The following is a 20,244-nucleotide window of genomic DNA, read 5'->3' on the forward strand; positions in this document are numbered from 1 at the left end:
TTAATTTAAAATTTCGTTGATTTTTTTGACGAAATTTATCGGATTTACCTGCACGCCGCCCGCGATCACGCCAAAGTGCAGGTGCGGTCCGCTCACTCGTCCGCTAGCGCCGCTAAGCGCGATGACGTCGCCTTTTTTGACGCTTTGTCCGACTTTGACGTTTAGTACGCTTAGATGATAGTACTGCGTGTAGATGCCCTCGCCGTGATCTATCACCACGGATCCGCCCGCATAGTAGCGATCTTTTGCTATGACGACTACGCCGTCGTTTGCCGTGACTACGGACGTGCCGACCGCCGCTCTAAAGTCCGTGCCGCCGTGATAGCTCTTTAAGGTACCGTTAAATACGCGCGCGGTACCGAACGGGCTCGTGATCGCAGAACTCATCGGCAGGATAAATTTGGAGTCAAATTTTAGCCCGGCATTAGCCGTCGCGTAGATTTTATTCGCCTCCTCGCGCTCCTCCTCGATACGCTTTAGCACATCTTTTGGCGGCGTTACTTTGCTGCCTTCGACGGTTATTTTTTCTTTTTTATATTGACCCTCTACGATCTTAAAAATTATCGTTTCATCGCCGCCTTTAAGCCCGTTTATTAGCTTTATTTCGCCCTTTTGACGGTAGCTAGCGGCGACGATGGCAAATTTTAAATTTTCATCCCCGGGCACGCTAAGCCAGCGCTTTTTCTTGCCGTCAATGCTTAAATTTCCGGCAAATTTAGCCTCCACCTGTACTATCTCGATGTCGCCGTTTACGATCATCTGAGTTTGGCTCGGCGCGCCAACCTGCCCTTTTGCGCCCAAATTTAAACAAATCAAAACGGCTAAAATAATTTTTTTCATTTACATCCTTTACGTAAATTTAACGAATAATTTTTAAATTTAATAAAAAAATACTATAATAGCGGGTAAATTTTACGAAAAAGGAAACAAAATGCGAAATTTTTTCAAACTGGCGCTTTGCCTCATGTTGCTATCCAGTGCTGCCTTTGCCGAGCTCACGCAAAATCAAAGGGTAAAAACGGCACTCAATATCCTAGATACGTTTGGACAAGATAACGAAAAACTTGCCGAAAAAAATAGAAAAATCAACCTAAAAGACGTCAAGGGCATAGTAATCATCCCGGATCTCGTTAAGAGCGGGTTTATAATCAGCGGACACAACGGAAGCGGTATTTTCGTAGCTAAAAACGATGACAACGAGTGGAGCAGCCCGATATTCGTGGATTTTAGAGGCGGCGGCATAGGCGCGCAAGCAGGCTACCAATCAAGCGATTTGATAATACTTTTTAAATCAAGCAGATCTTACGACGGTTTAGTAAACGGCAAAGGCACCCTAGATATCAGCGTTGATGCCGCCATAATGGGAGTTGGTGAAAAAGCTGCCGCGATGACGGATTTACCTGAGATTTCGGCATTTGGCGTATCAAAATCGAAAGAGAGAGGAATATTTTTCGGCGTTAGTCTAAACGCGTCAAATTTAGTTATAAATATGCAAGACACCAACGACTACTACGAAAGAATGTACGCGATCGAAGATATCTACAACAACTCTCCGAAAGACTCAAGATACACTAAAAAGCTAAAAGAAATAATAAATAAATATTTTGAAAGCGAAAAATAAGTTTTAAAAACGGTTTGGCCTAGCGGCTAAACCGTATAAAGAGAGACGAATCTTTTTTTATTAATCGGCGAAAACTGAGTCATATACTCAAACGCCTCTTCATAATCTCCGTCGGTATATTTTGCGACCTCTTCGATAAGTTCGAAAAGCTCTTCATCGTCAAGCGATTCAAAATTGCCTCGGTTTTCTAAAACCTCTAGCAAAACCGCCTCAAGCTCTAGTTCGTCGTACGTCATGGCTTCCCTTTTAAAATTTTTGCGGAATTATGCCAAAATAACCTTTATAACCGCTTAGCCAAAATCTCCATTTTTTGAGAATTGGTCTTAAATTTATCGCATTATCAGCTTTTTTTACTATAATAAAAAGTAATTTTAATCGGCTGAAACGGCGGCAAAATGCACACTTTTGATAAATTTTATATGAAATTTTTAGAGCTTTTACGGGATTACGGATATAAAAATTCCGCCGCAAAAGAGCAAATTTTAAAAATTTTATTTTCCAGCGACGAGCATCTTAGCGCAAGCGAGATACAAACCAAGATCAAAAGAGAATTTAGACGAAACGTGAGTCTCACGGCGATCTATCAGTTTTTAAATTTTTTGCAGGACTTTGGTCTCGTTTTGAGCTTTGAAGAGAGCGGGATAAATAAATTCGAGCTAAATTTAAAGTCGCATCACGACCATCTAATCTGCATAAAATGCGGTGCGGCAGAGAGTTTTTTTGATAAATATATAGAAGAAAAACAAGAACAAATTTGTAAAAATTCAGGCTTTAAACTCGAAGGTCATGCGATGATTTTATACGGAATTTGTCCAAAGTGCCAAAACATATAGCCTATTTTGCGCTCTTTATCAAAAATGATTTGATAACGATATGCAAAAAAGTTTCAGTTAAATTTAAGCGTGACAAATAGATAATACGCCAAAAAAAACAAAGGAGAAACATGAGCGCAGCGCCACATATACCATCGGAGCTAGTCTTACGCATAGCTTCGTATTTTACGCCGATCCACCACGTCGCAGGCCGTTTAAGAGTCCGCGTCAGCAGCGATATCAAAAAAGAAGCGGACAGCTTGCCGTTAGAAAAAATAGACCAAACGATCAAGCAAATAGACGGCATAAAAAACGTCAAATTTAATAAGCTAATCGGCTCGGCGACGATCGAATACGACCACGAAATTTTTCCGAAAAAGATGTGGGACGATCTGCTAAAAGGCCAAAATTTGCACGAAATTTCAGCTCTCATCAATAACCTAGCTCAAAAAGCTACCGGCGGCGCAAGATGAACGAAGAGCTAAAGCAAGCCGCAAATGCGGTGTTTTTACTGGAGTCGCAGGGAGTAAAATTTTACGAAAACGTCTGCAAAAAAGATGAAATTTTTGATCAAATTTTAGCGGTTAGACGAAGCGGACTGGAGCTTTTAAAGTCCTACGCAGACCCCGCCGACCCGCAAGTTTTTTGCGCTTTAGCGTGCGAGGATCTTGACGCTTGCTTTATAAAAGCCCTAAACTACGAGCTTGAGCTAAACGCGTTTTATGAAAATTTGACCGACAGCCTGAGCGATGAAAACTTTAAAGACGTCTGCTTTAGGCTCTGGGCTACGTCAAATAACGAATACATCCCGGCTCTCAAAGCAAAACTGGCTCAAATTTTAGCCGCGCAGTTTCAAGGTGCGGGTAACGCAAGCCAAGAGGAGCAGGCGCAAACGTCTCAAAATCCGAGCGAAAATATCTTAAACGCTTTTGATTCGGATAGCTTTAAGCAAATCAGCCAAACGCTAGAGCGTATAAGCTCGGGGCAAGGCAGCAAAGAGGACGCTATCGCGCTTTTAAATAATCCGAATTTTTCGTTTTTCGGCGGTTTGGCGCTTGGCGGACTAGCTAGCATTATGCTCAGTAAAAATTTAGATAAAAATAAAGATAGAGAATAAAATTCAACACAAAGGATAAAAAATGGCACTACCGTTTATTGCAGGAGCAATCTTAGGAGGTTTAGCCGTCGCGGCTTTTAACAACAAAGACAAAATCAAATCAGCCCTTGAAACCGGGCTTGATAAAGGCAAAGAGTTTGCCGAAAACGCAAAGGAATTTGCTGAGAAAAAAGTAAGCGAAGCAAAAGAGTATGCGGAGAAAAAATTTGCTAAAAAAAGCGAAGAAAAAACCGAAACTAAAAAACGCAAAAGACGTACTAGCGCCGAAGTAGCCGCAGAAAAAGCGCAAAAAGAGGCAGCCAAAGAAGCCGAAAAAACAAAAGCCAAGAAAAAAAGAGCTCCGAGAGCTAAAAAAGTTCCGGCAAAAGCGGCTCCAGAGACTAAAATTTTAGCCGACGACATCGCAAACGCGCTTGAGCCGAATTTAGAAAAATAATAAAGGTATAGAATGAATTTAACATCAACAACCAGACTCCCCGTCGATCATATGATAAGCGGCGCACTAATCGGCGCGATAGCAGCCGGCGGCGTAGGCATACTAAACTACAAAAAAGGTAGCGCAAGCAAGGCCGAAGTAGTCGCAAAAACGACCAAAACCGCGATCCAAGGCGGTATCGTCACGGCATGCGCCATTAGCGCGTCAAACAAACTAGTCTCTGCACGCTATTTTGCCGCAGCTGTCACCGTAGCCGTAGGTATCGCAGGCGTGATCGCGACGGAGAATTTAATCAAAAAATTAGAGGAAAGCAAATGAAAAACCCATACATCAATCAAACTCAAACAGTAAATCAGCTAAACGACGACGGCAGCACGACGACTACGACTACAACGGTAAAGACTACCGGCGCTCCAAGCGCGTTTGACCGCGGCATAAACGACGCGCTAAAAGACTTTGTCCCGGCAAATTTTAACGCGGCAGGCTTTATAAAAGGTGCGCTCATAGGCGGCGTCGTTGCATACGTACTAACAAACGAAAACGCGCAAAAAGCGCTATTTTCAGCTATCGCGAAGGGATCAAATTTGCTTCAAGCAGGATTTGAAGAACTAAAAGAGCGATTTGAAGATGTAAAGGCCGAAATTGACTCCCAAAAATAACGTTCACATCGCGCACCTGACTAAAAACCGCGTGCGCTTCGTCTGCGAACGCATCGGCGAGGACTGCGACGAGAGCCGCTTGGAGGCTCAAATTTCGGAGTTTAGGTACGCAAAAAGCGTCAGGGTAAACAAAAAAGCAAAAAGTATCATCGTCGGCTTTGAGTCAAATTTAAACGAAATCAAAGAGTTCATCGAAAATTTGCCGATCGCAAATTTTAACAAGCGCAAAAATAGCCCGAGCAAGGCTGAAATTTACAAGGCGGCAACGGCTCTAGCCATCACGCCTCTTATAAGTAGCAACGGCGTAAAGGCTATGGCTAGCCTGATAGCCGCCGCTCCCCTATTAAAAGAAGGCGCAAGCGAAGCCGTAAACGAGGGCATAACCTCAAAAGTACTCGAAGCCACCGCAGTAGGCGTGAGCCTGGCTAGGCGCGACTTTTTAGCGGCAAATAGCACAAATCTCATGCTAACTATCGGCGAATACATGGAAGAAAGCGCCGTACACCGCAGCGACGACCTCATCAAAGAGCTAGCCCGCCCGAATATCGAAGAGGTCTGGATCGAGATAAATGATCACAGTAAAAAATCTCTCAAAAAAATCCCGACCGTAGACGTTAAAATAGGCGACATCGTAGTCGTTGGTACAGGCGAGAGCATCGGCATCGACGGCTATATCGTGGAAGGCACCGCAAGCGTAAATCAAGTCTCGATGACGGGCGAAGCAGAACCCGTCAAAAAAGAGCGCGGCGACCGCGTGATGAGCGGAACCGTCGTCGAGGACGGACGCATAAAAATCTGGGCCGAGAGCATAGCGGCAGAGAGCGCGACTGCTAGGATAAAATCCTACATCCAAAGCTCACTAAACGAAAAATCGGCCGTCGGACTAAAGGCCACGAAGCTAGCCGACAAGCTAGTGCCCGTGACGCTAAGCCTAGCCGGCGTTTCGTATCTGCTTAGCCGAGATATGACTCGCGTAGCTAGCGTCTTGCAGGCGGACTACTCCTGCGCGCTAAAGCTAGCCACTCCAGTCGCCTTTAAATCAAGCATCTCAAAAGCCGGCCGCAACGGCGTACTGATAAAAGGCGCCAAAGCTATCGAAGCCCTAGCGAGCGCCGATACTTTCGTCTTTGATAAAACAGGCACGCTAACGCACGGCAGCCTAAGCGTCGTGAAAGTTCACTCGTTTAAAAAAGAATTTACCGAAGCGCAGCTGTTAAATTTGACCGCAAGCGCAGAGGAGCACTACTTCCACCCCGTAGCCGAGGCCATCGTAAAGGCCGCGCGCGAGATAGGCTTTCACCACATTCACCACGACGAGGTCGAGTTTATCGTCGCTCACGGCGTGAAAACATACGTAGGCGGCAAAGAGGTCGTAATCGGATCGCGGCATTTTTTAGAGGACGACGAGCAAATTTCATTTAGCAAGCACGAAGAAATCATAAAAAGCGAAGTAGATAGCGGACTCACGCTACTTTACGTAGGCTACGACAAAGAGCTCTTAGGCGTCATCGCCATGCGCGACACCATGCGAGAAAACGCCGCGCAGACGCTAGCAAAACTACGAAAACTAGGCGTAAAAGAGCTCATTATGCTAACGGGAGACGTGCAGTCTAAAGCCGATCAGGTAGCAAGCGAGCTAGGCATCGACAGAGTCTACGCAAACTGCCTACCTACCGATAAAGCAGGCATCATCGAGCAGCTAAAAGCCGAGGGCAAAAAAGTAGCCTTCGTCGGAGACGGTATCAACGACGCGCCAAGCCTTACCAAGGCGCACGTAGGCATCAGTATGCAAAAGGGCGCCGACATAGCAAAAGCCACCGCCGACATAAGCCTACTAAAAGACGACATCGGCTCGGTCGCCGTCGCAAAAGACGTCGCAAATAAAACTATGAGGCTGATAAATACGAATTTTAACGCTACCGTTGGCATAAACTCCCTCATCCTGGCGGGCGCGACGTTTGGCCTTTTTAACCCTATCGCCACGGCCGTTTTACACAACGGCACGACGATCGGACTGCTGGCAAATTCGATGAAAGGCGTCAAGATAGGCGCGAAGTAAATTTGAAGGAATGACGGTTGATAGATAAAATTTTAAAATTTATGAACGACGAGATGTCGCTAGCCAACGACTTTTTATACGGCTATTTTTTGGTTATCGTGCTCGTTCTTACCGGTATTTATTTTAGCTATATCACGAGATTCGTGCAGTTTAGGATGTTTTTCGAGGCTTGCAAGGTTTTAGTCGAGAAAAAGGATAAATACAACAAGCACCACCTCACGCCTTTTCAAGCGCTTATGATTTCCACCGCCTCGCGCGTGGGTATCGGAAATATCGCCGGCATCTCCGCCGCTATCGTAGCAGGCGGACCGGGCGCGCTATTTTGGATGTGTTTGATGGCTTTTTTGGGCGCGGCTTCGGCATTTGCCGAGAGTACGCTAGCTCAAATTTACAAGACCAAAGACGTATTGGGCTTTAAGGGCGGACCGGCATACTACATAAAAAACGGCCTAGGCATTAAATGGCTAGCTACGCTTTTTGCCGTTATCCTCATCATCACGTACGCGTACGGATTTAACGGCCTACAAAGCTACACCATGACCTCCGCTTTTCAAATTTACTACGACCAAAGCGCTGGTGCTACGAGCTTTAGCGATAGCGGCTTGCCCGTGGGTATCGGTATCATCCTAACGGCATTTGCGGCGGTGATGTTTTTTAGCAAGAGCCACGTCATCGGCAAGGTTAGCTCCTACATCGTGCCTTTTATGGCGCTTGCTTATATCCTGCTAGCCTTTATCGCGATCTGCTTAAATTTAGACAAGCTTCCGGCCGTCTTTGATATGATCATGAAAAGCGCCTTTGATTTTAAGGCGATATTCGGTGGATTTGCGGGCAGCGTGATCGTCTACGGTATCAAGCGCGGACTGTTTTCAAACGAAGCCGGCATGGGTTCTGCGCCAAACGCGGCCGCCGCGGCTCACACTAGCCACCCCGTAAAGCAAGGACTCGTGCAGGCGATGGCGGTTTTTATAGATATGACGATCTGCGTGGCTTCCGGCATGATAGTGCTTTTCTCGCAGGCCTATATCACAAAGCAAACCGGTGCTAGCGGCGAAGTTTTAAGCGCGCTTCCTTTGGTGCAGGCTGCGATGCGCGAGTACTACGGCGAGATCGGCCTTCACTTTACGACGCTTGCGGTGGTGCTTTTTGCCATCACGTCGCTGATCGGCAACTACTACTACGCGCAGGCAAATATAAAATACCTTACCAAAAACCACAAAATCGCCCTAGCCTTTAAGCTAACGGCGGTCGCGATGATATTCGTCGGAGCGCAGATGAACCTAACTATCGCCTGGAATATCGCCGATATCACGATGGCGGCGATGGCTACGATAAATATCGCGGCGATCTTTATGCTATCAAAAGTCATGATAAAAGCCCTAAAAGACTACGAATCGCAAAGAAAAGCGGGGCTAAATCCGGAATTTGACCCTGAGAGCATAGGCATCGCAAACACAACTTGCTGGAGAAAAAAATGAACATAAGCGGACAACTTTTAAATTTACAAACCCATAGAAAAGTCGCAAAAATCGGAATGAGCGTCACTCTAGCCACCGTTTGCCTAACGGCGCTCGGGCTTAAAGGTAGAAACAAAAGCCGCTGCGAGAAACTGCATACGATCGCAGGCATCGCATTCGTCGGCTTTTCGCTATATCACGCGGGACTCTACGAAAACGGCATTTTTAGAAATATGATCGTAAACGCAAACAAGAAAAACGCCGAAGCAAAGAGGCTAGCAAGCGATGATAAAGATAAATGACGCGGAAATTTTAGCCTATATCGGCGAAGACCTGCCCTACTTTGATCTTACGACCTCGCTTCAAGGCATCCGTAAAAACGCCGTCTTAACCATACTGCCGCGCGAGGACGTAACGGTTAGCTGCGTAGACGTAGCGGCCGGTATCGCGCGCTTGCTAGACTGCGAGGCTCAAATTTGCGTCCCAAACTCAGCCGTCGCAGCCGCAAAAGAGCCGATCGTAAAAATCAGCGGCAGCTACGATAATGTGCACAAAGCCTGGAAACTAGCGCAAATTTGCCTAGAATACGCCTGCCGGATCGCCACCTGCGCAAGAGCGATGAACGAGGCCGCCAAAAGCGTAAATCCAAAATGCGAAATCCTAGCCACGCGCAAGAGCTTCCCGTTTGCCAAGAAATTTTGCCTAAAGGCCGTGCTTGAGGGCGACTGCGGTATACACAGGCTAAATTTGAGCGATAGCGTGCTGTTTTTTAAAAATCATATCAAGGCTTACGACTCGTATGAGGAGTTTTTGGCTCAAATTCCAACCTTTAAAGCAAAAGCCCCCGAGCGCAAAATCGCCGTCGAGTGCGAAAATTTAGATGATTGCGAAGCGCTTTTAAGGGCGGGCGCCGACGTCGTGCAGTGCGATAAATTTACGCCGGAAGCCGTAAAGCAAGCAGTGGACCTACGAGACAAAATCGCCCCAAACGCGGCCCTAGTCGCAAGCGGCGGGATAAATCTAAAAAACGTCCGAGAATTCGCTATCACAGGCGCAGACGCGCTCGTGACATCAGCTATGTATACGCAAGGTATGGCAGATATCACGGCGGTTTTAGAGATAGTATAATTTGCAAATTTGACGGACTCTTCGGCGCGTCAAATTTGCGCTTGAGTTTAACGTATAGCTATCTCAAACTTTCTCATTTATCATTTTTTGATTACAGTCCTGTATCCAAGTGGTCTCGTTTTTATTACACATCCAAAACGGACCGCCCGACTCTGGACCCAAAGCATTAGTTAAGGCTTGGATTAGCCAAGAGTGATAAGACTCGTAGATGTATGTATTGTCGGCTAGTATCTTACCGGTACTTCTATCTTTGATTAGTCCGCCGTAGTTAAATCCCATGTCTATTATCTTATCAAACACGGTTTTTATATTCGGCTTTTGCTCTAAGAGATGATACGAATCTTCCACTACGAGCTCGACAGACGCTATCTCATCTTCATTGATTTCTTTGCGAGCTACGCATTTGTCTTTGTAGATTTGTTTGAGATCTTTTATATTGTATTTTATGTAGCTTAATATTTTAGACGGTTTTATATCTATCGTCGAGGCATTTTTATCGTCAAGTAACGATTTTATCTCTCTGATTATTTTATCCTCGTTTTCATGATTTGATTGCAGTTGATTAAAAAATATATTTAATTCTTCATATGTTATCGGGATACTCTTTAAAAAGCCTCTTGTGCTTAACTTGGCTGATAAAAAGCACTCTTGTGCGGTATAATCATCCAGATAAATTCTAAAATATTTACCGTTTGTGGCGGGATTTTCGCTTTTTTTTTTTTAGTCTATAAAATTTACGTAGCCGTTTATCAAAGATATGAAATTTGCATCGGTCGTATTTGCAGGGAAATTTAGCCAATTGGTTGGATCTATCAAAAGAAAACCGCTTCTATTCCATTCGACTATTTCTCTTTCTCCGGCATAGTAAGCGTGTATGGCGGGCTTTTCGTGGACGCTTATCTTGGCATATTTAAAATCATAATAAGCCATAATTGCTTTAAGTACGACAATATCCCCGAAAAACACCATAAACCAAACAAAAAGCCAAAGAAGTTTGCGTTTGCCTTTGGGGGCGATTAAAGCAACAAAAAAGCTTACGATTAGAAAAATGAGTGCGATTAGAAGTACTGCGGCGTCGTGCATATCTGATCCTTTTTAAAAGCCAAAATTTAAAATACCTACTGCCGTCAAGTAAAGCGGCGATGTTTGGTCTCGCCGCTAGTTTTAAATTTTAGCTAAATTTGGCTTCAAATTTAGGTTATTTTGCCGCTACGCTTGCTCGCTCGTAGTGTGCGATGATTTTATTATGAATCAGTAGCGAGATATAAATCACAGCACCGCCTAGGCAGAGTCTTAGTATATCCGCATCCTTATGCCAAAATACTAAATTTACGATGATGGCCGCAGGTATGAGAGCGTTGTTCATGATAGCTAGGGTGCCGCTATCTACCTCGCATGCGCCTTTGTTCCATAAAAAGTATCCAAGACCGCTAGCTCCGATGCCAAGCCGGAGCATATGCCGAGTTTAGAAGCGGCTTTACCGCTTCTAGCGTTTATAGGCTTATCTCTTTTATATCGGCGATTTTGAGGAATTCCGCGTAAATTTGCCCTACGAGCGCAAGGCGGTTTTTACGCACGAGCTCGTCCTCGGCGTTTATCATTACGTTGTCGAAAAACTCGTCTATCGCAGCTTTTAGACCGAAAAGATTTTTTAGGCGTTCGCTGTATGAGCCGCCGGCTTTTACCGCAGCCTTAAAGGCGTCATTTAGCTTTTTCTCGCTCTGGTTTTCAAATTTCGCCTCGTCTACCGCGCCGAAATTTTCATCTTTGATGATGTTTGCCAGACGCTTAAACGTGCTAAAATTTTGCCTAAAGTCATCCGCCGCGCAGATCGCGCCTAGAGCTTCGATCGCCTCGCACTGCGCGAGCACATCGCCCTTTTTGCTAGCTAGGCAGGCCTTTACGACGGACGGATTTACGTCAAAGAATGTATAAAGTCTATCGAAAATGAAATTTATGAGCGCCTCGACGTCAAATTTAGCATATCCCTCCGCCGTCTCGCGTAAAAATGCCGCGATATCAAAGTTTAGATTTTCGTTTTGGATGATCTTGATGACGCCGTTAGCCGCGCGGCGGAGCGCATACGGGTCTTTGTTGCCGCTTGGGATCTTGCCCGCGCTAAAGAGCCCGATTAGCGTCTCGAGCTTGATCGCGAGCGCGACGACGGAGCTAAAGATAGTGCTAGGTAGCGCGCTAGCCTCGCCGCTTGGCAGATATTGCTCCTTGATGGCGGTTACGACGTTTTCGTTTTCGCCCTTAGCCGCCGCGTAGTAGCCGCCCATAACGCCCTGAAGCTCGGTAAACTCATACACCATCTGCGTGGTTAGATCGGCCTTACTCAGCATCACGGCGCGCTCTAGTAGCGCCTCGTAGCCCTCTCCCGCGCACGCTTTTAGCCTATCGGTGCAGATTTTGGCTAGTCGTTTTGCGACGCCTAGCTCGCGCACGCTTTTGTCAAATGTGCTACCAAGCTCTTTTAGATAGGTGATGTTTTTTAGCTTTTCTGGGCCGAACTCATGCGCTAGGTCGCTGCGCCAGAAAAACATCGCGTCGCTAAGTCTAGCGCGCAAAACCTTTTCGTTGCCTTTCACGATGAGCGCTGGCTCTGGCGAGATAGCGTTGCTGACGACCACGAAGCGATTAGCTAACTTGCCGCCCTCAAAAACAGGAAAATATCTCTGGTTTTCCTTCATCGAAGTGATGATGACCTCGCTAGGCACCTCCAAAAACTCTCGCTCAAAGCCGCCAAGCAGCGCGGTCGGATGCTCGGTGATCGCTACGACTTCGTCTAGCAGCGCCTCGTCCACCTCGACCGTTACGCCGTTTTTAGCTTCGATTTGTTTAAATTCGCTCAAAATTTTCTCTCGGCGCGCGTTTTGATCGAGGATTACGCCGATTTTAGGCATCGCGGCGAAATAGTCTTTCGCGTTTTTTACGGTAAATTTATCGTAGCTTACGCTTCTGTGCATAAAAATACTGTCGCCGCTTTCCACGTCAAATTTGTTAAATTTAACGACCTCGTCTCCAAGCAAACACAAAAACGAGCGTACCGGGCGGATAAACTCAAATTTACCCTCGCCCCAGCGCATTGATTTGCCAAAATTTAAGCCAAGCAAAAACTTCTCGATCATATCGCCCAGAAGCTCAGAGCTAGGCTTGCCCGCGACCGGCTTTTTGTAGTAGAGCACCTCTTTGCCGCCGACGGTTTCAAATTTTAGCTCAGACTCTGCGATACCGCATTTTTTAGCAAAGCTTAGCGCAGCCGGCGTCCATGCGCCGTCTTTTTGCGCGACTTGCCTCGGCGCACCGATAAACTCGCTAAATCCATCCTCCTGGCGCACCGCAAATTTCGGGTGGTAAAACGCGATCCTGCGCGGCGTGTAGTAAAACTCGCACTCGCTGTCCAGGCCGTTTTGCGCTAGCGTCTCGCGCCATTTTGACGCTACGTTGCCGCACTCTTTTAAAAACGGGATCGCCGGCAACTCCTCGACGCCGATCTCCACGATCAGTTCTTTTGTTTCGCTCATTTTTTATCCTTTTTTAAATTTTGTCTTCTTTTGCTTCTCTCAAGCGTCTGCGTGACGAATCCGCGCATCAAAAATATCACGAAAAGCACGAATGCGCCCAGCACCAATGCGTCAATTATCTTCATTTTCTATCCAAATTTGAGGTTCATTTTTATAGCTCACTACGCGAGCGGACGTAAAAATCGCCTCTTTTTCGTTGCGCAGTTTGCCCTTAGCGCCGTAAATTTTAATGTCTCCGTACGGCGTGTAAAGCCTGCCGTTTCGCACTTCGCCGCCGATACGACCAAATACGTCGCCCGCGCGCGCTTGTTTTAGGTTTTTAGCATCCAGCATCTGCTCACGTGGATCTTGCGTTTCCTCGTAAATTTTCACCGCATAATGCGAGCTGATCTCAAGATTACCCTTAAATTCGTCTAGGCGGTTTACCGCTACGTCCATGATCTGGCCGAGCTTTGCATCGTTTTTTGGCTCATAAACGTAGATACCGCGCTTATCCTGCGCTAGCGTGAAGCCTTTTTTATCTTTTTGAACGACCGTAGCGCGTTTTAGCAAAACGGGCAAATTTGACTTTTTTGACAGCTCGCCGACCCGCGCTTCGGCGATATTTTGCAGCGTATTTTTAGCGTTTTTATCAAAATTTAGCCTAAAAACCAACGCGAAATGATCCGAAATTTGCTCTCCCTCTCGCTCAGCCTTAAAGCTGTTTAAAATGAAATTTTGGCTAAGCGCGTCTTTGGAGATCAGGACGTGATCGAGCGCGTTTAGGCTCGTGTGCGAATAGCGCTCATGCTTTGGTAAAAACGCCCAAAGATTGGTTAAATTTTTACTAGCCGCAAGATCGCCCAGCAGCTCCTTATCTCCGTAAGGCGTATTAAAATCACCCAAAACCGCGACCTTTTCGGTATCTGCTAAGGCCGATTTTAGAGTGACAAAAGCCGTTTTTCTCTGCTTTAACGGATTTTTCCTAGCGGGAAAATGTAAATTTAAAAGGCTAAATTTTTGCCCGTTAACCTCAAAATCAAGCCTTAAAATGTCCCTTGTTTTTACGTTTGGCACGCTAAAGATTTGCGTTTTTTCAGGCTTTACGCGAGAGATAACGGCTAGTCCTACGGGGCCGTTTTTACCCTTTGAAAAGGCAAAATATTTATAGCCCGCTTCCTTCATCAACTCTTTTAAAACCATTTCGTTTTCTATCTCTTGAAGCGCGATGATATCGGCGTTTAGCTCTTTTATCTTTGCGCTTACGGCTTTAAATTTGGCGCTTGCTTTTTTCTCGTTCCACTCCGATTTGCCGACGACGAAATCCTTGTACTCGCTGCCGTCGTTTTTAGCGTCAAATAAATTTTGCGCGTTAAACGTAGCGATCTTTAACTCGGCGCCCACCACAAAAACGGCGAAAAATAGAGCCGCAAAAAAGAGCGCAAAGAGCCTATTTACCGTAAATTTCATAGCGCGCTTCCAAGTCCTGACTGGGCGAAATTTTGCCTGATAGCCTCATACGCGATGATGCCCGCGCTCGTGGCTAAATTTAAGCTCCTGCCATGCTCGCCCATCGGGATTTTGATCGCATTTGCGAAATTTCGCTCCATCAGCTCCATAGGCAGGCCCGTACTTTCGCCGCCGAAAAACAGAAAGTCGCCCTTTTTAAACTCCGCTTCAAAATAAAATTTATGAGCCTTCGTCGTTGCATAAAAAAATCTATCCTCGAACTGGGCGTTTGCGTGCAAAAACTCGTCCAAACTTTCCCAAATTACCGGATTTAGCAGCGCCCAGTAATCAAGCCCTGCGCGCCTAACAGCCTTTTCGCTGATGTCAAAAACAGTCGGTTTGATTATATGAAGCTTAAGGTTTGCATTTACGCACATGCGGCCGATCGAGCCTGTATTTTGGGGGATTTGAGGATGAACGAGGACTATATTAAACATTTAAAAAGCCGCCTTAGCACGCACTTTAAAAGACGCAAAAGCGCTTGTCTGGCCGCGTAAATTTGAGCTTTTTGCAAGGCTTGTAAATTTTAAAAAATTATTTTTTAAGTAGTATTTAAAAATATCGCCGCAAACGTATCGCGACGGCTCTTTTTTATTTTGAAAATTTATATTTGAGATTTTTTCCACTTTCGCCTCTTTAAAATAAGCTTCGATTTTAGCCGATTTGCGCTTTTAACTAGGTTAATTTTTAAGCGCGGCTTGACTTTTCGTTTAAAAATTTTTCTATCGCCAAGTCCTGCCTGCGCCTTATCTCGGCGCCGATTTCAGCGCCTTTAAAGCCTTGTTTTAAAATCCCCGCAGTGTCGATAGCGGGTTCAAATTTAGCTTCATAAACGCCTAAATTTTTAGCTCTTTTTACGAGGCTGGGCGAATTTAGTCCGAGCCAGCTTTTTAGCGGTTTATCTAGCGCGATTTTAAGTAGTTCGCGCTCACTCGGACGACGCGAAAAAAACGGCTCTTTGACGCAGGCTTCAAAGCTTTTCGGCAGTCCTAAAGCGTAAAAATTTCTAACGCCGAAGTAGCCGTTTAAAAGATATAAAAACTCGCGCTCGTCTTTTTTGCCGTTTTGTTTGGGTAGAAATTTGACCGCGCTTTTTAGCTTTGCGGCAAATTTTTCAGCCTCGGCGCGGCTCAAATTTAGCCCGAAAATTTTACCAAGAAGACCTAGTTTATAAAGATATAAAAAGCCGATTTCTTGAAATTTAGCGCCGAAAAACTTCATCAGCTCGCCGTTTATGCGCTCTCGGCTAAGGTCGCTGATACTTAGACTCTTCATCAACCGCAAACTACCTCGCGCGATACGGAAATTTAGCCGCGCGCTAAACTGCACCGCCCGTAGTACGCGCAGGCTATCTTCGGCGAATTTTTCATCGTCGATATGGCGCAAGATACCGCGTTTTAGGTCGCGCTCTCCGCCGTAAAAGTCCAAAAACGAGCCGTCAAAGATATTTATCATCATCGAGTTTACGGTAAAGTCTCGGCGCAAAGACGCCGCGCGCTCGTCGTCAGTATAGGCGACTTCAAACGCTTTGTGTCCTTCACCCGTTTTGTTTTCGGTTCGCGGTAAGGAAAGGTCGAAATTTTTAAATTTATAAACGAAGTAATTTTTGCCCACACCGCAAGCGCCGATTTGCGCCATCAGTGCGTCAAATTTATCCGGGTCGATACCGTAAATTTCAACGTCAAAGTCGGAGATTTTTTTACCCAGCATCGCATCGCGAACGCAGCCGCCGACGATATACGCGCGCTTAGTGTGGGGTGCTAGAAAATCTCGCAGCCATTTTAGGTTTTTATTTTTGCAGATTTTCGAGCCGATTTTCGACATTTGCCAGCACGAATTCTAAAAATTTAAGCGTGAGCGAGAGCCTGTCTTTTAGATTTTCCTCGCCGGTCGCGTTTAGCCCTTCAAAAAGCACCAAAATGCGCTCTTTTAGGTTTTTTAGAAATATCTCCTCGCCCGTAAAATTCGCAACCTCGACTTCAAAGGCTTTTTGCGGCGCGGCGCTCAGGGCGGACTCCTCTACGGCGTCAAATTCCGTCGCCGTTTTTTGCGAGCTTACCGCGCTATCCAAAGTCGCCTCAAACTCGCTAGTCTCGTCCGCTACGCTTATCTCACCGACTAAATTTGCAAGCCCGGCGGCATTGGTCAAATTTACGTCGCCGCTTGACGCGGGAACGCCCCCAAAATTTGACTCGTTTTCAGCCTCGCGAGCGTCCAAGTTTTCCTGTGCGGCGTTCATTTGCTTTAGCTCCATCGCCACCTCGTCTATCGCCATTTTTGCTATTTCTTCCAGTTTCATAGTTTTATCAGCCACCTTTTAAATTCGGTTATTTCTTCGTCTGTTTTCATCTTGATAAAAAAGTCTCGCATCTGCTCGTTTACGCCAGTTTTTTTCCTGCTAAGGCCGCTTAGACGCCTTATCGCGGCGATCGCAGCGGCATTTGTCGGCTCGCGCTTTAGGATGTTTTTATAAACTATCAGCGCATCGTCTCTTAGCCCTTGAGCCTCGTAGATTAGGGCTTCCGTTATTGTATTTTTCATTTTTTTATCAGCGAGGCGATGATGCCGCCCATCTCGCTCGTAGAGCAAATTTCTTTAGCGCCGAACTCCGCTATATCCTTCGTCCTGTATCCTTGTGCGAGTGCGGCTTTTACGGCGTTTTCGATCGCTTTTGCAGCCTCGTTTTCGCCAAATGAATACCTAAGCATCATTGCAGCGCTTAGTATAGTAGCGACCGGGTTTGCGATGCTCTGCCCAGCGATATCGGGCGCGCTGCCGTGGATAGGCTCGTAGATGCCTACCTTGCCCCCGATGCTGGCACTTGGCAGGAGCCCTATCGAGCCGCACACCATGCTAGCCTCGTCGCTTAGGATATCGCCGAAGAGGTTTTCCGTCAAAATCACGTCGAATTTACTAGGCGCACGCACGAGCTGCATCGCCGCGTTATCGACGTACATAAACTCCAAATTTACCTCCGGATAGCTCTTTGCGACCTCGCTCGTAACCTCGCGCCAGAGCTGGCTAGTCTCTAGCACGTTTGCCTTATCGACCATGCAGACGCGTTTTTTGCGCTTCATCGCGGTTTCAAATCCGACCTTCGCGATGCGCTCGATCTCCTCGCTCGTGTAGGTCATCGTGTTGTAGGCACTGTTTTCTTTTTTCTCGCGCGGCTGACCGAAGTATATCCCGCCCGTTAGCTCGCGAACCACGATAAAATCGACGCCCTGAAGGACTGACGGCTTTAGCGTGCTAGCGTCCACCAGCTCGTCAAATATCATCGCGGGGCGCAAATTTGCATACGCGCCAAGCTCCTTTCGTAGCTTCAAAAGCCCGCTTTCAGGGCGCAGATGACGCGGCAAGCCGTCCCATTTAGGCCCGCCTATGGCGCCAAAAAGCACAGCGTCAGAGTTTAGCGCGCCGTTTAGCGTCTCGCTAGGCAAAGGCTCGCCAAACACGTCGATCGCCGCACCGCCCATTAGATAAAAGTTATAGCTAAGCTCAAAACCAAACTCCGCGCTAGCCGCATCCAGCGCCTTTATCGCCTCGTCCACTATCTCAGGGCCGATGCCGTCGCCCTTTATCACCGCTATGTTATAAATTTTAGCCATTTTATATCCTTGTTTTTGCGTATTCTATGAGGCCGCCGCTTTTTAAAAGCTCTTGCATAAACGGCGGTATCGGGCTAAATTTATACTCTTTGCCGCTCGTTAAATTTACGACCGCGCCGTTATCCACGTCGATTTTTAGCTCGTCGCCCGCGTTTATCTCGTCGGTTTCTTTGATTTCCAGTATCAAAAGTCCCGTGTTAAAGCTGTTTCTATAAAAAATCCTAGCAAAGCTCTTAGCTATCACCGCGCCGATACCCGCGGCTTTAAGCGCCAAAGGAGCGTGCTCGCGCGAGCTGCCGCAGCCGAAATTTTCGCCAGCTACGATGACGTCGCCGACGGAGATTTTTTTGCTAAATTCAGGATCGGCATCCTCCATGATGTGAGTGGCTAAGATTTTTTCGTCCGAGGTGTTGAGATAGCGCGCGGCTATGATGATGTCGGTGTCGATATTGTCGCCGAATTTCCAGACTTTTGCTTGTTTCATGATTCGCCTTAAGATTAAATTTGGGCGATTTTATCCAAAAGAAGCTAAATAAACAATCAAAGCGCGATAGGTAGCGGTCGGTGCGGGTAAAATTGAGCTCAAATTTGAAGGTGGTTTAGCTTGCCGATCAAATTTGAAGCTCGGCTAAATTTGAGCCCAAAAGCGGTATGGCGCGAAAGACTATTTCTAGTTTAGCAGGCGTAAATTTGAGCGATATGAGGCTGATTTCGCGGCGGCGCGGACGGAGCGTAAATTTGCCGGATTTAAAATTTAAGTTGGTTTTTCGTTCAAATTTTACCGCACGCGGATAAGTAAATTTGACGCACAAAGAGGCAAATTTACTCCAAATTTGCAAAAGCGCCGTTTGTAAAAGTCTAATAAAAACCGAGCGCGCCAAAGCCAAATGGGCGGCGCGTCGGCGCTTTAGCGTTTTTGTGCAAGATAAATTTAAGCTATGTAGCTAACCCCGTAATGATCACAGCTAGGCTTACGCTCCTCGCATTTAGCGTCGCTTTTACCGATCGCAAGCGAGCAAAGCGGCGAGTATCCCTCGGGGATGCCAGCACGAGCTGCGAGAACAGGCTCGTCAAAAAGTGTAACAACGACTGTATTTATCGGGCACGAGGCAAGCTCAAGCGAGGTTGCGCGAAGCTGCATATTTTGCATCACAGAACCCATCGCCCAGTAAATCCCGCGGTGTAGGTTTTCAAGCTTGGCGCCTTCGCATTCCTTCGGCAGTTCCGTCGCGAGTTTACCCGAAACCAAGACAAGAACGGGCGCGCCGTAAAGCGTAGTTTTGGTTTTCATCCCCATGTTTTCAAGCATTTTGCCGAATTTCTTAACGGCCGCCGCATCAAGCTCGCGCAAAAGATCTTTGTCCGTGATAACGCTTATGTGAGCGTCCTTCGTGGTAAAAAGAGCGGGCGCCAGATACGCTGCCTCCAAAATCGCCTGGATCTCCTCTTTTGACGGGACTTCGGCATTAAATTCGCGCACGCTTCGACGCTTTTTCATAGCTTCGAGTAGTTGCATTTTCTCTCCTTAAATTTGATTTTAATTTCAGGCTCGCCGTGCTTTACTCAAGCGCCCGCGAGCAGCCGTTTAACCTAGTAGCTTTTTCACGCACGCTTTTATCTGTTCAAAGCTAGCCGTCGGCTCAAATCTCGCTACGACTTCGCCGTTTCTATCCACTACGAATTTCGTAAAATTCCATTTCACGCCGTCGCCTTCTAAAATTTCGGGAAAGTTGCTTTTTAGCGATTCTTCAAGTTTTGCGCTTAACGGATGGGCGGCATCAAAGCCTTTAAATCCCTGTTTTGAAGTTAGAAATTTAAACAGCTCTATCGCACTCTCGCCGCGCACGTCGCCTTTTTTAAATAGCTCAAACGTTACGCCAAAATTTAGCTTGCAATTTTGCTCTATCGTCTCGTCGTCATCGGGTTCTTGATGAGCGAAATTATCGCTAGGAAAGCCCAACACGCAAAGCCCCTTGTCTTTAAACTCCTGATTTAGTGCCTCAAGCTCCTCGTATTGGTTCGTAAAGCCGCATTTACTGGCCGTATTTGCGATGAGCAACACCTTGCCGCGGTACTCGCCCATAGATTTTTGCTCGCCTCTGCCTGTAGTTACGTTAATGTCGTAGATTTGCATTTTTTCTCCTTTAAATTGATTAAAATAAATAGGGTACCTTTGCCCGTATGTAAACGCGCCTGCTATATCTGGATCGCCAAACGGCGAAAACTAAAACAAAACCGCTGCCGTTAGACAGCCCCAAAGCACGGCTCCGATAGCCATAGTTGCGTGAGTTACTGCAGAATCTTTCATCTTTTTCTCCTTTATTTTTGGAGA

General features: G+C 46.4%; 27 protein-coding genes and 1 pseudogene. 11 read left to right on the forward strand and 17 right to left on the reverse strand.

All coding sequences use genetic code 11. The annotated features are described in order from the left end of the window. The gene (pgp3, locus tag H7R39_RS09685; RefSeq protein ID WP_185899030.1) at positions 1–840 is read right to left on the reverse strand and encodes a peptidoglycan metallopeptidase Pgp3; all 840 of its coding nucleotides are present in this window, start codon (positions 838–840) and stop codon (positions 1–3) included. A 91-nt stretch (positions 841–931) separates the two neighbouring features. Here pgp3 and H7R39_RS09690 point away from each other — a divergent pair, with 91 nt between their 5' ends. After that, positions 932–1,621, forward strand: coding sequence for a lipid-binding SYLF domain-containing protein (locus H7R39_RS09690; RefSeq protein ID WP_185899031.1), 690 nt, complete (start codon positions 932–934; stop codon positions 1,619–1,621). 26 nt (positions 1,622–1,647) lie between these two features. Here H7R39_RS09690 and H7R39_RS09695 read toward each other — a convergent pair whose 3' ends face one another. Beyond that, complete coding sequence (locus H7R39_RS09695; RefSeq protein ID WP_002945385.1) at positions 1,648–1,857, reverse strand: hypothetical protein; 210 nt, start codon at positions 1,855–1,857, stop codon at positions 1,648–1,650. 159 nt (positions 1,858–2,016) lie between these two features. Here H7R39_RS09695 and H7R39_RS09700 point away from each other — a divergent pair, with 159 nt between their 5' ends. The 10 genes from H7R39_RS09700 to modD all read left to right on the forward strand — a co-directional run bounded on the left by H7R39_RS09700 (position 2,017) and on the right by modD (position 9,289). Continuing rightward, entirely contained in the window at positions 2,017–2,454 is a 438-nt protein-coding gene (locus H7R39_RS09700; protein ID WP_185899032.1) for a Fur family transcriptional regulator, read from the forward strand. Between the two features lie 110 nt (positions 2,455–2,564). Then, on the forward strand, positions 2,565–2,906 hold the full coding sequence (locus tag H7R39_RS09705; protein ID WP_002946902.1) for an HMA2 domain-containing protein: 342 nt from the start codon (positions 2,565–2,567) through the stop codon (positions 2,904–2,906). Further along, the gene (locus tag H7R39_RS09710) at positions 2,903–3,550 is read left to right on the forward strand and encodes an aminotransferase (RefSeq protein ID WP_185899033.1); all 648 of its coding nucleotides are present in this window, start codon (positions 2,903–2,905) and stop codon (positions 3,548–3,550) included. The genes H7R39_RS09705 and H7R39_RS09710 overlap by 4 nt, the downstream gene beginning before the upstream one ends. 22 nt (positions 3,551–3,572) lie before the next feature. Then, entirely contained in the window at positions 3,573–3,986 is a 414-nt protein-coding gene (locus tag H7R39_RS09715) for a hypothetical protein (RefSeq protein WP_185899034.1), read from the forward strand. Between the two features lie 12 nt (positions 3,987–3,998). After that, positions 3,999–4,304, forward strand: a complete 306-nt coding sequence (locus H7R39_RS09720; RefSeq protein ID WP_228724772.1) for a Cys/Met metabolism pyridoxal-phosphate-dependent enzyme — start codon at positions 3,999–4,001, stop codon at positions 4,302–4,304. Continuing rightward, on the forward strand, positions 4,301–4,645 hold the full coding sequence (locus H7R39_RS09725; RefSeq protein WP_002946910.1) for a hypothetical protein: 345 nt from the start codon (positions 4,301–4,303) through the stop codon (positions 4,643–4,645). Before H7R39_RS09720 ends, H7R39_RS09725 begins: the two co-directional genes overlap by 4 nt. Continuing rightward, positions 4,629–6,704: a heavy metal translocating P-type ATPase gene (locus H7R39_RS09730; RefSeq protein WP_185899035.1), complete on the forward strand. Its 2,076-nt coding sequence runs from the start codon at positions 4,629–4,631 to the stop codon at positions 6,702–6,704. Before H7R39_RS09725 ends, H7R39_RS09730 begins: the two co-directional genes overlap by 17 nt. A gap of 41 nt (positions 6,705–6,745) precedes the next feature. Further along, on the forward strand, positions 6,746–8,182 hold the full coding sequence (locus H7R39_RS09735) for an alanine/glycine:cation symporter family protein (protein WP_228724794.1): 1,437 nt from the start codon (positions 6,746–6,748) through the stop codon (positions 8,180–8,182). Next, complete coding sequence (locus tag H7R39_RS09740) at positions 8,179–8,463, forward strand: helicase (RefSeq protein WP_185899037.1); 285 nt, start codon at positions 8,179–8,181, stop codon at positions 8,461–8,463. Before H7R39_RS09735 ends, H7R39_RS09740 begins: the two co-directional genes overlap by 4 nt. Beyond that, positions 8,447–9,289, forward strand: coding sequence for a ModD protein (gene modD, locus H7R39_RS09745; protein ID WP_185899038.1), 843 nt, complete (start codon positions 8,447–8,449; stop codon positions 9,287–9,289). Before H7R39_RS09740 ends, modD begins: the two co-directional genes overlap by 17 nt. A 63-nt stretch (positions 9,290–9,352) precedes the next feature. On the opposite strand, the gene H7R39_RS11350 is transcribed toward modD, so the two are convergent. From H7R39_RS11350 to H7R39_RS09810, 15 genes and pseudogenes are all read right to left on the reverse strand, one after another. Beyond that, positions 9,353–9,637 carry a hypothetical protein gene (locus H7R39_RS11350; RefSeq protein WP_228724773.1) on the reverse strand — a complete coding sequence of 95 codons (285 nt, stop codon included), beginning with the start codon at positions 9,635–9,637 and terminating at the stop codon, positions 9,353–9,355. A gap of 372 nt (positions 9,638–10,009) precedes the next feature. Continuing rightward, positions 10,010–10,372 (reverse strand): hypothetical protein, encoded by a 363-nt coding sequence (locus H7R39_RS11355; RefSeq protein ID WP_228724774.1) that lies wholly within the window; start codon positions 10,370–10,372, stop codon positions 10,010–10,012. A 115-nt stretch (positions 10,373–10,487) separates the two neighbouring features. After that, positions 10,488–10,745: pseudogene (locus H7R39_RS09755) on the reverse strand (hypothetical protein); the annotation flags it as partial. Between the two features lie 37 nt (positions 10,746–10,782). After that, entirely contained in the window at positions 10,783–12,816 is a 2,034-nt protein-coding gene (gene glyS / locus H7R39_RS09760) for a glycine--tRNA ligase subunit beta (protein WP_185899039.1), read from the reverse strand. Further along, positions 12,813–12,941, reverse strand: coding sequence for a hypothetical protein (locus tag H7R39_RS11495; RefSeq protein WP_267455030.1), 129 nt, complete (start codon positions 12,939–12,941; stop codon positions 12,813–12,815). The genes glyS and H7R39_RS11495 overlap by 4 nt, the downstream gene beginning before the upstream one ends. Then, positions 12,928–14,265, reverse strand: coding sequence for an endonuclease/exonuclease/phosphatase family protein (locus tag H7R39_RS09765; RefSeq protein WP_185899040.1), 1,338 nt, complete (start codon positions 14,263–14,265; stop codon positions 12,928–12,930). The genes H7R39_RS11495 and H7R39_RS09765 overlap by 14 nt, the downstream gene beginning before the upstream one ends. Beyond that, complete coding sequence (locus tag H7R39_RS09770; RefSeq protein WP_185899041.1) at positions 14,262–14,741, reverse strand: tRNA (cytidine(34)-2'-O)-methyltransferase; 480 nt, start codon at positions 14,739–14,741, stop codon at positions 14,262–14,264. Before H7R39_RS09770 ends, H7R39_RS09765 begins: the two co-directional genes overlap by 4 nt. A 250-nt stretch (positions 14,742–14,991) precedes the next feature. Then, positions 14,992–16,128 (reverse strand): CCA tRNA nucleotidyltransferase, encoded by a 1,137-nt coding sequence (locus H7R39_RS09775; protein ID WP_185899042.1) that lies wholly within the window; start codon positions 16,126–16,128, stop codon positions 14,992–14,994. Continuing rightward, complete coding sequence (locus H7R39_RS09780; RefSeq protein WP_185899043.1) at positions 16,094–16,603, reverse strand: CiaD-like domain-containing protein; 510 nt, start codon at positions 16,601–16,603, stop codon at positions 16,094–16,096. The genes H7R39_RS09775 and H7R39_RS09780 overlap by 35 nt, the downstream gene beginning before the upstream one ends. Continuing rightward, a complete protein-coding gene (locus tag H7R39_RS09785; protein ID WP_185899044.1) occupies positions 16,600–16,845 on the reverse strand; it encodes a hypothetical protein in 246 nt (81 codons plus the stop codon). The genes H7R39_RS09780 and H7R39_RS09785 overlap by 4 nt, the downstream gene beginning before the upstream one ends. Continuing rightward, positions 16,842–17,912, reverse strand: a complete 1,071-nt coding sequence (gene leuB / locus H7R39_RS09790) for a 3-isopropylmalate dehydrogenase (protein WP_185899045.1) — start codon at positions 17,910–17,912, stop codon at positions 16,842–16,844. The genes H7R39_RS09785 and leuB overlap by 4 nt, the downstream gene beginning before the upstream one ends. Position 17,913: 1 nt before the next feature. Then, entirely contained in the window at positions 17,914–18,396 is a 483-nt protein-coding gene (locus H7R39_RS09795) for a 3-isopropylmalate dehydratase small subunit (RefSeq protein ID WP_122863074.1), read from the reverse strand. A gap of 127 nt (positions 18,397–18,523) precedes the next feature. Continuing rightward, positions 18,524–18,751 (reverse strand): hypothetical protein, encoded by a 228-nt coding sequence (locus H7R39_RS09800; RefSeq protein WP_185899046.1) that lies wholly within the window; start codon positions 18,749–18,751, stop codon positions 18,524–18,526. Positions 18,752–18,843: 92 nt separating this feature from the next. Further along, positions 18,844–19,428 carry a nitroreductase family protein gene (locus tag H7R39_RS09805; protein ID WP_185899047.1) on the reverse strand — a complete coding sequence of 195 codons (585 nt, stop codon included), beginning with the start codon at positions 19,426–19,428 and terminating at the stop codon, positions 18,844–18,846. A 69-nt stretch (positions 19,429–19,497) separates the two neighbouring features. Beyond that, entirely contained in the window at positions 19,498–20,046 is a 549-nt protein-coding gene (locus H7R39_RS09810) for a glutathione peroxidase (RefSeq protein WP_185899048.1), read from the reverse strand. Positions 20,047–20,244 lie beyond the last annotated feature (198 nt).

It is taken from the genome of Campylobacter massiliensis (assembly GCF_014253065.1).
In the GTDB taxonomy this organism is placed as follows: Bacteria; Campylobacterota; Campylobacteria; order Campylobacterales; family Campylobacteraceae; genus Campylobacter_A; species Campylobacter_A massiliensis.